General features: G+C 70.6%; 13 protein-coding genes and 1 riboswitch. Of the genes, 9 read left to right on the top strand and 4 right to left on the bottom strand.

All coding sequences use genetic code 11. The features are described 5' to 3' along the window. Window positions 1-3: 3 nt before the first annotated feature. The 3 genes from VFR90_RS12885 to VFR90_RS12875 are packed head-to-tail and all read right to left on the bottom strand — an operon-like array spanning window position 4 to window position 2,137. A complete protein-coding gene (locus VFR90_RS12885; protein WP_326406541.1) occupies window positions 4-711 on the bottom strand; it encodes a nitroreductase in 708 nt (235 codons plus the stop codon). Beyond that, window positions 708-1,163 carry an acyl-CoA thioesterase gene (locus VFR90_RS12880; protein WP_326406540.1) on the bottom strand — a complete coding sequence of 152 codons (456 nt, stop codon included), beginning with the start codon at window positions 1,161-1,163 and terminating at the stop codon, window positions 708-710. Before VFR90_RS12880 ends, VFR90_RS12885 begins: the two co-directional genes overlap by 4 nt. Continuing rightward, window positions 1,160-2,137, bottom strand: coding sequence for a histone deacetylase family protein (locus VFR90_RS12875; RefSeq protein WP_326406539.1), 978 nt, complete (start codon window positions 2,135-2,137; stop codon window positions 1,160-1,162). Before VFR90_RS12875 ends, VFR90_RS12880 begins: the two co-directional genes overlap by 4 nt. 164 nt (window positions 2,138-2,301) lie before the next feature. On the opposite strand from VFR90_RS12875, the gene phaP reads away from it, so the two are divergent. Then, on the top strand, window positions 2,302-2,847 hold the full coding sequence (gene phaP / locus VFR90_RS12870; RefSeq protein WP_326406560.1) for a TIGR01841 family phasin: 546 nt from the start codon (window positions 2,302-2,304) through the stop codon (window positions 2,845-2,847). Between the two features lie 205 nt (window positions 2,848-3,052). On the opposite strand, the gene VFR90_RS12865 is transcribed toward phaP, so the two are convergent. Next, a complete protein-coding gene (locus VFR90_RS12865) occupies window positions 3,053-3,982 on the bottom strand; it encodes a patatin-like phospholipase family protein (RefSeq protein ID WP_326406538.1) in 930 nt (309 codons plus the stop codon). Between the two features lie 163 nt (window positions 3,983-4,145). On the opposite strand from VFR90_RS12865, the gene VFR90_RS12860 reads away from it, so the two are divergent. Genes VFR90_RS12860 through VFR90_RS12825 form a run of 8 tightly spaced genes read left to right on the top strand, consistent with a single transcriptional unit; the run spans window position 4,146 to window position 11,667 of the window. Beyond that, the gene (locus VFR90_RS12860; protein WP_326406537.1) at window positions 4,146-5,855 is read left to right on the top strand and encodes a nitrite/sulfite reductase; all 1,710 of its coding nucleotides are present in this window, start codon (window positions 4,146-4,148) and stop codon (window positions 5,853-5,855) included. Next, window positions 5,852-6,406 carry a DUF934 domain-containing protein gene (locus tag VFR90_RS12855; protein WP_326406536.1) on the top strand — a complete coding sequence of 185 codons (555 nt, stop codon included), beginning with the start codon at window positions 5,852-5,854 and terminating at the stop codon, window positions 6,404-6,406. The genes VFR90_RS12860 and VFR90_RS12855 overlap by 4 nt, the downstream gene beginning before the upstream one ends. Further along, window positions 6,403-7,155: a phosphoadenylyl-sulfate reductase gene (locus VFR90_RS12850; protein ID WP_326406535.1), complete on the top strand. Its 753-nt coding sequence runs from the start codon at window positions 6,403-6,405 to the stop codon at window positions 7,153-7,155. Before VFR90_RS12855 ends, VFR90_RS12850 begins: the two co-directional genes overlap by 4 nt. Continuing rightward, the gene (gene cysD / locus VFR90_RS12845; protein WP_326406534.1) at window positions 7,152-8,123 is read left to right on the top strand and encodes a sulfate adenylyltransferase subunit CysD; all 972 of its coding nucleotides are present in this window, start codon (window positions 7,152-7,154) and stop codon (window positions 8,121-8,123) included. The genes VFR90_RS12850 and cysD overlap by 4 nt, the downstream gene beginning before the upstream one ends. Next, complete coding sequence (gene cysN, locus VFR90_RS12840) at window positions 8,123-9,418, top strand: sulfate adenylyltransferase subunit CysN (protein ID WP_326406533.1); 1,296 nt, start codon at window positions 8,123-8,125, stop codon at window positions 9,416-9,418. The genes cysD and cysN overlap by 1 nt, the downstream gene beginning before the upstream one ends. A gap of 16 nt (window positions 9,419-9,434) precedes the next feature. Then, complete coding sequence (gene cobA, locus VFR90_RS12835; protein WP_326406532.1) at window positions 9,435-10,244, top strand: uroporphyrinogen-III C-methyltransferase; 810 nt, start codon at window positions 9,435-9,437, stop codon at window positions 10,242-10,244. Between the two features lie 39 nt (window positions 10,245-10,283). Next, entirely contained in the window at window positions 10,284-10,607 is a 324-nt protein-coding gene (fdxA, locus tag VFR90_RS12830) for a ferredoxin FdxA (protein WP_326406531.1), read from the top strand. Between the two features lie 13 nt (window positions 10,608-10,620). Next, window positions 10,621-11,667, top strand: coding sequence for an NAD(P)/FAD-dependent oxidoreductase (locus VFR90_RS12825; RefSeq protein WP_326406530.1), 1,047 nt, complete (start codon window positions 10,621-10,623; stop codon window positions 11,665-11,667). Window positions 11,668-11,706: 39 nt separating this feature from the next. Continuing rightward, a riboswitch (TPP riboswitch) is annotated at window positions 11,707-11,812 on the top strand. Window positions 11,813-11,814: the final 2 nt, after the last annotated feature.

The following is an 11,814-nucleotide window of genomic DNA, read 5'->3' as shown; positions in this document are numbered from 1 at the left end:
AGCTCAGTCGAGGAAGCGCGCGAAGCCGGCGACCGGCTCGCGGTCGGTCGCGAGCGTGTTCTCGACCGCGGCCGGGTCGGCATGGCCGAGCGCCATGCCGCACACCAGCATCTCGCCTTCGTCGAAGGCGAGCTCCTTGGCGATCACCCGGTGCATCGGCGTGAAGGCGGCCTGCGGGCAGGTGTCGAGGCCCCGGCCGCGCGCGGCGACCATGATGTTCTGCAGGAACATGCCGTAATCGAGCCAGCTGCCCTGCTCGAGGATGCGGTCGATGGTGAAGATCAGGCCGACCGGCGCGTCGAAGAACAGGTAGTTGCGGCCGTGCTGCTCGTGCATGCGCGCCTTGTCGGCCTTGCCGATGCCGAGCAGGCCGTACAGGTCCCAGCCGATCTTGCGGCGGCGGTCGATGTAGGGCGCGACCCACTGGCGCGGGTAGTAGGCGTACTCCTCCTGCTGTGCCGCGGCCTGCGCCGGATCGTCGTGCACCGCCTTCAGCGCGGCGGTGAAGCGCGCGAGCGTGGCGCCGGTCAGCACCCTCACCTTCCAAGGCTGGATGTTGGTGCCCGAGGGCGCGCGCGCGGCGACGGCAAGGATGGCCTCGATGTCCTCGCGCGGCACCGGCGTCGGCAGGAAGGCGCGCACCGAGCGGCGCGTGACGATCGCGGCATCGACCGCGGCGGTGCTCTCGGGTGTGACGGGCGAGGTGTTCAAAGCAGGGCCTCCAGCGTGGTTCGAAGCAGGGTCGGCAAGGCCGCGACCGGCCGGCGCGTCGCACGGTCGACGTAGACGTGCACGAAGTGCCCGTGCGCGGCCGAGGCCTCGGTGCCTTGAGCGAACAGGCCGACCTCGTAGCGCACGCTCGAGCGCCCGAGATGCGCGACGCGCACGCCCGCATCGATGCGCTGCGGAAAGGCGAGCGGCGCGAAGTAGCGGCACTGCGTCTCGACGACGAGGCCGATGACGCCGTCGTTCGCGTACAGGTCAAGCGCGCCGGCGTCGATCAGGTGGCCGTTGACCGCGGTGTCGAACCAGGCGTAGTACACGACGTTGTTGACGTGGCCGTAGACGTCGTTGTCGGCCCAGCGCGTGCCGATCGTGCGCCAGGCGCGGAAGTCGCCACGCGGTCGCGGGGCGGGCCGGGGCTCGGCGGGCGGACTGCTCATCGCGACGAATATAGGGGCGTCTCGGGCGTCGCCCGTGGCTGCCGGGGCCTTCGCTCGCGCCAGTCGGCGAGCGCCGCGCGCACGGTGTTGAGCTGCACCTCGACCGTCACCTCCAGGTCGCGGCCGTAGCCGCCGCCCATCGCGATCGCGACCGGGATGTCGCGCTCGCGGCAGGCATCGAGCACCCGGCGATCGCGCTCGGCGAGGCCCGCGGTCGTGAGCTTCAGGCGGCCGAGGCGATCGCCCTCGTGCGGGTCGGCGCCGGCGAGATAGAGCACCAAGCCGGGCGGCGCTTCGGCGTGGTGCCGCCAGAGCGCCGCGAGCGCGACGTCGAGCGCTTCGAGATAGGGCGCGTCGGTGCAGCCGTCGGGCAATTCGACGTCGAGGTCGCTCGCCTGCTTGCGGGCAGGGAAGTTCTTCGCGCCGTGCAGCGACAGCGTGAACACGGTCGGGTCGTCGCGAAAGATCGCGGCGCTGCCGTCGCCCTGGTGCACGTCGAGATCGACGAGCGCGACGCGCAGCAGCCGCCGATGCGAGCGATGGTGCTCGGCCTGCATCAGCCGAGCGGTGACCGCCAGATCGTTGAACACGCAATAGCCGGCGCCGCGATCGGCGAAGGCGTGATGCGTGCCGCCGGCCAGGTTCATCGCGACGCCCTCGCCGGCCAGCGCGGCGCGCGCCGCGGCGATCGTCGCGCCGACCGAGCGCCGCGCACGCTCGGCCATCGCCGGCGACCACGGGAAGCCGATCTCGCGCTGACGCACGGGCGGGACGGTGCCCTCGACGACGGCGCCGATCCAGTCGGGCTCGTGCGCCAGCGCGAGCTCGCCTTCGCTGGCGGATGGTGCCTCGACGAGCCGCACGCCGGCGACCTCGGCCGCGACGCGCTCGCGCAGCCGGCGGTACTTCGACATCGGAAAGGCGTGGCCCGCGGGAAGCGGCAGGACGAAGGTGTCGCTGTAGTGGGCAAGCATGGCAGCGGCGTGGCGAAACAGGACGGCTAGAACCGCCCCTCTAGATTTGCGGCAGCGCAGCAAAAAGCCCTTGCGCTGGGAAAACCGGCTTCTATACTTCCTTCATGCTGCAGCGCAACAAAGTGCCGCAGTCGTCCTCCCTCAACCACTCCGGAGCACTGCACATGATGACCGCCGAACAACTGATCGCCAGCCACAAGGCCAACCTGGAAACCCTCTTCGGCCTGACCACGAAGGCCTTTGAAGGCGTCGAGAAGCTGGTCGAGCTGAACATGCAAGTCGCCAAGTCGGGCATGACGGAAGCGGTCGAGCACGCGAAGGCCTCGCTTTCGGTCAAGGACGCGCAGGAACTGCTCGCGCTGCAAGCCAGCCTGCTGCAGCCGTCCGCCGAGAAGGCCGCCGCCTACAGCCGCCACCTCTACGAGATCGCGCAAGGCACGAACGCCGAAGTCGGCAAGATCGCCGAGACCAAGATGGCCGAATCGCAGCGTGCCTTCATGGCGCTGGTCGACAGCGCGGTGAAGAACGCGCCGGCCGGCACCGAGAACGCGGTCGCACTGGTCAAGTCGGCCGTCGCCGCCGCGAACAACGCGCTCGAAAGCGTCACCAAGGCCGCGAAGCAGGCGCAAGACGTCGCCGAGGCGAACTTCAACGCGCTGAACACCAGCGCCGTCAAGGCGACCACCGCCGCCAGCAAGCGCGCGCGCTGATCGGCACGGCCGGCGCGGCTCGATTCGCCCGCCGGCTTGAAACCTGCGAGGCAGCTCTGCATCTGAGTCGAGCGGCCGGCGCGCTGTGCAAGCGGCAGTCGGCAGGCTCCTGAAGGTTGTCTCCTCGGTACCTTCGTGAACTGGGTTCCAGGTACCTTGACCCGGGCTTCGGCCCGGGTCTTTTTACTTGCGCTGCGCTTTTCGTTTACAGCGTCTTTGCGGCGATCTTCGTCTTGAGCTCGGCCAGCGCCGCCAACGCGGCCTCCCGGCCGGCCAGCAGCGCGAGTCGCCTTGCGCCGAAGTCCGCGCCCGACACGCCCGCGAGCTTCGGCCGGATCACCACGTCGGCTTCGCGCAGCTGATAGGCGCCGAGGTTGCGGCCCATGATCGCGAAGGTCTGCAGAAGCATCTTCACCGCGTCGGTGGTCGGCTGGTCTTCGGTGGCGGCCGAGATGTCGACCGCGATCACCAGCTGCGCGCCCATCTGCTTGGCGTACTGGACCGGGATCGGCGCGACGAGGCCGCCATCGACGTATTCCCGCCCGCCGATGCTGACCGGCTGGAACACCGCCGGCACCGCGCTCGACGCCCGTACCGCCACGCCCGGATCGCCGCGCTGGAACAGGATGCCCTGGCCGGTGAGCAGATCGGTGGCGACGATGCCCAGCGGCGTCTTCATCTGCTCGATCGTCTTGCCGCCGGTGTGCTCGCGCACGTAGCGCGCGACCGCCTCGCCGCGCAGCAGGCCGCGGCCCGGGTAGGCCCAGTCGGCGAGCGTCGCCTCGTCCATGCTCAGTGCCAGCGCGCCCAGTTCCGCGCCGCGCTTGCCTGCAGCCCACATGGCCGCGACGAGGCTGCCAGCCGAAGTGCCGACCACCAGCTCCGGCTTGAGGCCCTGCTCCTCCAGCACCTGGATCACGCCGATGTGCGCGAAGCCGCGCGCCGCGCCGCCGCCCAGAGCAAGGCCGATGCGCGGCGGCTTCGGCGGCGGCTTCGGCGCTTCGGGCGGCAGCGCGGGAGCCGGCGGCGGGGCGGTGGCGCAGCCGGCCAGCGTGGCCATCAGCACGCCAGCGCCAGCCCTGGCGAGCACGCGGCGGCGTTGCGTGTCGTCGAGCGGTTCGTCGGGTCGGGTCATCGCCGAAATTCTAGGAAGCGGCCCTCGCCGGTCTGTGTCGATATGCGGCTTGCCAATAAGCAAGCGAGAAAACTGTTGTTCGTGCCGATCGAGGGCCTTCTTAAAGTGCCGCCCTTGCCGCGAGCCGACACTCGCGGCCCCGCGCCGCCCTCCACGCTTCCGCATGTACCAGTACACCGCCTTCGACCGCGCCTTCGTGCACCAGCGCGCGGCGCAATACCGCGACCAGCTCGCACGCCATCTCGCCGGCCGACTGCCCGACGAGGACTTTCGTGCGCTGCGGCTGCAGAACGGCTGGTACATCCAGCGCCATGCGCCGATGCTGCGGGTGGCGGTGCCCTACGGCGAGGTGTCGAGCCGGCAGTTGCGTGCGCTGGCACGGATTGCACGCGAGTACGACCGCGGCTACGCGCACTTCACGACGCGCCAGAACACCCAATACAACTGGATCCCGCTCGACAAGTCCGCCGACGTGATGGAGCTGCTGGCCAGCGTCGACATGCACGGCATCCAGACCAGTGGCAACTGCATCCGCAACATCACCAGCGACGCGCTCGCCGGCATCGCGCCCGACGAGCAGATCGACCCGCGCCCCTATTGCGAGATCCTGCGGCAGTGGTCGACGCTGCACCCGGAGTTCGCCTTCCTGCCGCGCAAGTTCAAGATCGCCGTCACGGGCGCGAGCGAAGACCGCGCCGCGACGGCGTGGCACGACGTCGGTCTGCACCTGCACCGCAATGCCGATGGCGCCGTCGGCTTTCGCGTGCTGGTCGGCGGCGGCATGGGCCGCACGCCGATCACCGCCACGGTGGTGCGCGAGTGGATCGACTGGCGGCAGATCCTCGTCTACCTCGAGGCGGTCGTGCGCGTCTACAACCGCTACGGCCGGCGCGACAACATGTACAAGGCCCGCATCAAGATCCTCGTGAAGGCCGAAGGGCAGAAGTTCATCGATGCCGTCGAGCGCGAGTACGCCGACATCCTAAACCTCGACACCGACGGCGAGGCACAGGTCATCCCGCAAGCCGAGTTCGATCGCGTGGCCGCGTGCTTCGCGCCGCCGGCGGGCGTGCAGCCGCGCTCGAGCACCGGCGACGGCGCGCCGGCCGATGCGCCGCTCGCTTACCGCCGCTGGCTCGAACGCAACGTGCATGCGCACAAGTTCGCCGGCCACAAGGCGGTGACGCTTTCGCTCAAGCGAGCGGGGCAGGCACCGGGCGACGCGACCGATGCGCAGATGGAGCAGGCCGCCGCGCTGGCCGACCGCTACAGCGCGAGCGAGCTGCGCGTCACGCACGACCAGAACCTGCTGCTGCCGTGGGTGCGGGAGAGCGATCTCTACGCGCTGTGGCAGGAAGCGAAGGCCGCCGGCTTCGCGACGCCCAACATCGGGCTGGTCACGGACATGATCGCCTGCCCCGGCGGCGACTTCTGCGCGCTCGCGAACGCGCGCTCGATCCCCGTCGCCGCGCAGATCACCGAGCGCTACGCCGACATCGACGAAGCCTTCGACATCGGCGACATCGACCTGCACATCAGCGGCTGCATCAACTCCTGCGGCCACCATCACAGCGGTCACATCGGCATCCTTGGCGTCGACAAGGACGGCAAGGAGTGGTACCAGGTCTCGCTCGGCGGCTCGGACGGATCGGCGCTCTCCGGCGGCGTCGCGGCCTCGACGCCGGGCAAGGTGATCGGCCCCTCGTTCGCGGCCGACGAAGTGGCCGATGCGGTCGAGGCGGTGCTCGACATCTACCGCGAGACGCGCTCGGCCAACGAACGCTTCGTCGACACCGTCAAGCGCATCGGCCTCGATCCGTTCAAGCAGGCCGCGAACGCGGTGCGGCGCAGCACGCGCAAGGAGGCGGCATGAAGTTCGTCGCGCGGCACGGCGACCGCTGGCGCAGCGTGGGCGGCGACGACGGCCCGATGGTCACGATCACGCCCGGGCCCGATCGTCTGCTGACGCTTGGGCAATGGCACAGCGTGCGCAACAGCTGGCCGGCCGGGCTGGAAGTCGGCGTCGCGCTGCCGAACGACGCGCCGGTCGAGGATTTGGCGGCCGACCTCGGCGGCGACGCGCCCATCGCGCTGATCGCGCTCGACTTCCCGAAGTGGACCGACGGCCGCGCCTACAGCCAGGCGCGGCTGCTGCGCGCCCGCTGGCGCTATGCCGGCGAGATCCGCGCGACCGGCGAAGTGCTAGTGGACATGCTGCCGCTGCTGCGCCGCACCGGCTTCGACGCGGTGCTGCTGCGCGCCGACCAGTCGATCGACGCGGCCGAGCGCGCGCTGGCCTTCTTCCACGGCCACTACCAGGCCGACGTGCACGAGCACCGCCCGCTGTTCGCGCTGCCGCAAGGCGAGGCCGACGCGCTCGCGCGCAAGCGCGCGGAGTTCGTCGGCGACGGAGCGTCCATATGAGCGCGATCGCGCTGTATGCCAAGGCCTCGGCCGACCACGACGCGAAGCTCGCCTACGCGATCGAGCTGCTGCACGAGGCGGCGGAGCAGCACGCCGGGCGCATCGTGCAGGCCACCAGCCTCGGTGCCGAGGACATGGTGCTGACCGACCTGATCGCGCGCCATCGCATCCCGATCGCGGTCGGCACGCTCGAGACCGGCAAGCTTCATGCGGAGACGGCCGCGCTGATCGGCCGCATCGAGCAGCGCTACGGCCTCGCGGTCGAGGTCTATCGGCCGCGCGAGAAACACGCGATCCAGTTCGTCCGCACGCACGGCGAGGACGCGATGCGCCGAAGCATCGAGCTGCGCAAGGCCTGCTGCGGGATCCGCAAGCTCGAGCCGCTGTCGCGCATGCTTGCCGAGCGCGACGCCTGGGTCACCGGCCTGCGCCGCGAGCAAAGCGACGCGCGCGGCGAGGTGCCCTTCCACGACCGCGACGACGCCGGCCGCCTGAAGCTCAACGCGCTGGCCGACTGGACCTGGGGCGACGTCTGGCATCACATCGCCGCCAACGAGGTGCCCTACAACCCGCTGCACGACCAGTTCATGCCGAGCATCGGCTGCGCGCCGTGCACGCGCGCGATCGCGGTGGGCGAGCCGTTCCGCTCCGGGCGCTGGTGGTGGGAAGACGAGGCGGCGAAGGAATGCGGGCTGCACGTCCATCACGACGAAGCGCCCGTGGCATCGATGATCGGAGAAGCGCGATGAACGCTCCGACGGACATGACGAGCCTGCGGCCCGAAGTCGATCACCGTCATCTCGACGCGCTCGAGGAAGAAGCGATCTTCATCCTGCGCGAGGTGGCCGGCGCCTTCGAACGGCCGGGGCTGCTGTTCTCCAGCGGCAAGGATTCCTGCGTGGTGCTGCGCCTCGCCGAGAAGGCCTTCAAGATGCGCCGGCGCGGCGGCGACGATCTCGGCGCGTTCGAGGGCAAGCTGCCCTTCCCGCTGGTGCATGTGGACACCGGCCACAACTTCCCCGAAGTGATCGAGTTCCGCGACCGCCGCATCGAAGAGATGGGCGAGCGCCTGGTCGTCGGCCACCTCGAAGACTCGATCGCGCGCGGCACGATCCGCCTCGCGCACCCGCTCGAGTCGCGCAACGGCCATCAAACCGTGACGCTGCTCGAGACCATCGAGGAGCACCGCTTCGATTGCCTGATCGGCGGCGCGCGGCGCGACGAGGAAAAGGCGCGCGCGAAGGAACGCATCTTCAGCCACCGCGACGCCTTCGGCCAATGGCAGCCGAAGGAACAGCGGCCCGAACTGTGGAGCCTGTTCAACACCCGCATCAAGCCCGGCGAGCACTTCCGCGCCTTCCCGATCAGCAACTGGACCGAGCTCGACGTGTGGCTCTACATCGCCCGCGAGAACATCCCGCTGCCGAGCCTGTACTACACCCACCAGCGGCAGGTGATCCGCCGCAAGGGCCTGCTGGTGCCGCTGACCGAGGTGACGCCGCCCGAAACCGGCGAGCGCATCGAAACCGCGCAGGTCCGATTCCGCACCGTCGGCGACATGACCTGCACCTGTCCGGTCGAGAGCGACGCGGCGAGCGCCGCCGACATCGTGACCGAGACGCTCAGCGTCACCGTCAGCGAGCGCGGCGCGACGCGCATGGACGACCGCACCTCGGATGCTTCGATGGAGCGCCGCAAGAAAGAGGGCTACTTCTGATGGGCGCCGACGACCAAGGCCAGCACCAGGCGCTGCGCTTCCTGACTGCCGGCAGCGTCGACGACGGCAAGAGCACCCTGATCGGCCGGCTGCTGTTCGATAGCCAGGCGATCCTCGCGGACCAGCTCGATGCGCTCGAACGCCGTGCGGCCGGCCAGACCATCGATCTCTCGCTGCTGACCGACGGCCTGGAAGCCGAGCGCGAACAGGGCATCACGATCGACGTCGCCTACCGCTACTTCGCGACGCGCCGGCGCAAGTTCATCATCGCGGACGCGCCGGGTCACGAGCAGTACACCCGCAACATGGTCACCGCCGCGGCGGGCAGCGATGCGGCGGTGGTGCTGGTGGACATCACCAAGCTCGACTGGAAGACCAGGCCGGTGAGGCTGCTGCCGCAGACGCGCCGGCATTCGCTGCTCGCGCAACTGCTGCGCTTGCCGAGCGTCGTGTTCGCGGTCAACAAGCTCGACGCCGTCGACGCCGATGCGCAGGCCGCGTTCGACGCGGTGCGCGAGGCGCTGCTCGCCTTCGCGCGCGACGCCGGCCTCGCGATCGCCGGCGTGCTGCCGGTCTCGGCGCTGCGCGGCGACAACGTCACCGCCCGCTCGGCCGTCTGGCGCTGGTACGAGGGCCCGACGCTGCTCGAGCTGCTGCACACGCTGCCCGCCTGCGACGAGCGTCACGACGGCGCACTGCTGCTGCCCGTGCAGTACGTGCAGAAGAGCGCCGCCAAGCAAGCCGAGCAGGGCACCGGCCATCAGCCGCGCACCGTCTGGGGCCGCATCGCGCACGGCCGGGTCAAGGTTGGCGACGAGGTGCAGGTCTTCCCGAGCGGCCAGGTCGCGGTCGTCGCCGAAGTGCACCGCGCGGGCGAGGTGGTCGATGCCTGCGAGGCCGGCCAGTCCGCGGGGCTCGTGCTCGACCGCCAGCTCGACATTTCGCGCGGCGACTGGATCGCCTCGGCCTCGTTGCCCTTGGCGACGACGCAGAGCTTCTCCGCGACGCTCGCCTGGCTCGACACCGAACCCGCGCAAGTCGGCCGCAAGTACTGGCTGCGCCACGGCCACCGCTGGGTGCAGGCGCGCATCACCGCGATCGACAGCGTGCGCGACATCCACACGCTCGAAGACAGCGACGCGCACCAGCTCGCGGTCAACGAGATCGGCCGCGTGCAGGTGCAGACGCAGTCGCCGCTGCCGATCGAGGCCTACGCGGCGAACCGCGTCGGCGGTGCGCTGATCGTGGTCGATCCGGCGAGCAACCGCACCAGCGGCGCGCTGCTCGCGGCCTGAGTCGCCGACGCCGCGCGTGGCCTCGCACCCCGTCGTCTTCATCGGCGCCGGCCCGGGCGAGGCCGACCTCATCACGCTGCGCGGCGCCAAGCGACTGGCTGCGGCCGAGGTGGTGCTGTTCGACGCGCTGGCCGACCCGGCACTGCGCGAGCACGCGCCGCAGGCCGAGTGGATCGACGTCGGCAAGCGCGGATTCTCGTCGCCTGCGTCGTCGCAAGGCGCCGCGCCGCCCTGCCCGGCCGGCGCCCCGACGGCGCAGGAGCGCATCAATGCCGCGATCGTCGAGCACGCACGGCGCGGGCGGCGCGTGGTGCGCTTGAAGGGGGGCGACCCGAGCGTGTTCGGGCGGCTCGAAGAAGAGCTCGAAGCGCTGGCCGCGGCCGGCCTGCGAGCGGAGATCGTCCCCGGCGTCACCGCCGCGGTGGCCGCCGCCGCGCTGACGCAAAGGCCGCTGACGCGACGCGGCGGCGGCCGCAGCGTCAGCCTCGCGACCGCGATGACGCGCACGCTGGACCTGCACGTGATCCCCGGCGCCTCGGGCGGCGCGAAGCCCAGCGGCGACACCGAGGTCTACTACATGGCCGGCCGCCAGCTCGAGGCGATCACCCGGCACCTGATCGACGCCGGCTGGCCGGCCGACGCGCCGTGCTGCGTCACCTCGCGCGCCGGCTGGCCCGATGCGCGCAGCAGCGAGCACCGCGTCGCCGGGCTTGCCGAAGCGCACGCCCTGCATGCCGGGCGGCCGACGATCGTCGTCGTCGGCGCCGGTGCGCGAGCGGTCGTCGCGATGCCCGCGGCGGCCTTCGTCCCGAACCCCGCGCCGTAAACTTCGCGCGCTTCATCTCACGCCTCGTCGAGCCCCGTCATGACCCACGTCGTCACCGAATCCTGCATCCGCTGCAAGTACACCGACTGCGTCGATGTCTGCCCGGTGGACTGCTTCCGCGAAGGCCCGAACTTCCTCGTGATCGACCCCGACGAGTGCATCGACTGCGCGGTCTGCATCCCCGAATGCCCCGTCAACGCGATCCTTCCCGAGGAAGACGTGTCGCAGGACCAGCAGAAGTTCATCGCGATCAACCTCGAACTCGCGCGCAAGTGGCCCAGCATCACCAAGCGCAAGCCGGCGCTGCCCGACGCCGACGAGTGGAAGGACAAGAAGGACAAGCTCGTCGAGCTGATCCGCTGAGCCTCCATCCACGATGCGCAGCGTGATCGAGACCGACGCGCTGATCATCGGCGCCGGGCCGGCCGGCCTCTGGCAGGCGTTCCAGCTCGGGCTGCAGGGCATCCGCGCCCACATCGTCGATGCGCTGCCCGAAGCGGGCGGCCAGTGCATCGAGCTCTACGGCGACAAGCCGATCTACGACATCCCGGCGTTGCCGGTGGCCAGTGGGCGGGAACTGGTCGAGCGGCTGCTCGCGCAGCTGCGGCCGATGCAGCCGGCCTTCCACTTCGGGCGGCTCGTGTCGCAGCTCGCGCGAAGGGACGACGAGCGCTTCGACGTGACGCTCGACGACGGCATGCGCTTCGTCGCGCGCTTCGTCTTCGTGGCAGCCGGCGTCGGCGCCTTCGTGCCGCGCCGGCTGATGCTCGACGAAGCGCGGGCCTTCGAAGGCCGCGGCCTGCTCTACCGCGCCGGCGATCTTTCGAGCCTGCCCGGCGAGCGCTTCGCGGTGCTGGGCGACGGGCCGGAAGCGGTCGATGCCGTCGTTTCGCTCGCCCGGCGCGAACAGGCGAGCATCGCGCTCGTGCATCGCCGCGACAGCTTCAAGGCCGAGGCCGCGAGCGTCGCGCGGCTGCGCGAGCTCGTCGCGGCGGGCCGCGTGCAGCTGGTGATCGGCCAGCCGGTCGGCTTCGACGCGGCCACGGACGACGCCGCGCGGCTCGCCGCGCTGCGCTGGCTGGATGCCGAAGGCAAGGTGCATGCGCTTGCGGTCGATCGCGTGATCGCGCTGCTCGGCATCTCGCCGAAGCTCGGGCCGATCGCCGAATGGGGCCTCGCGCTCGAACGCAAGCAGGTCGTGGTCGACACCGCCAGCTTCGAGTCGAACGTGCCCGGGCTCTACGCGATCGGCGACATCAACCACTACCCGGGCAAGCGCAAGCTGATCCTCTGCGGCTTTCACGAGGCGACGCTCGCGGCCTTCGCCGCGGCGCAGCGGCTGCGCCCCGACGAGCGCATCGCGACGCTCTACACGACGACGAGCGACGTGCTGCAGCAGCGGCTCGGCGTCGGCCGCGCCTGAGCGGCTCCTAGAATCCGCCCCGCGACGCGCGTCCTGCGCGTCGCTCGCTAGGGGTGTTGATGCGCGCCACGGCCGCGTCGACTGAGAGAGTCCCTTCGAACCTGACTGAGGTAATCCTCGCGCAGGGAAGCGTCATGCCGATGGGCG

It is taken from the genome of Methylibium sp., from assembly GCF_035762065.1.
Classification (GTDB): Bacteria; Pseudomonadota; Gammaproteobacteria; order Burkholderiales; family Burkholderiaceae_C; genus Methylibium.
This window is presented reverse-complemented; position numbering and strand designations above follow the sequence as displayed.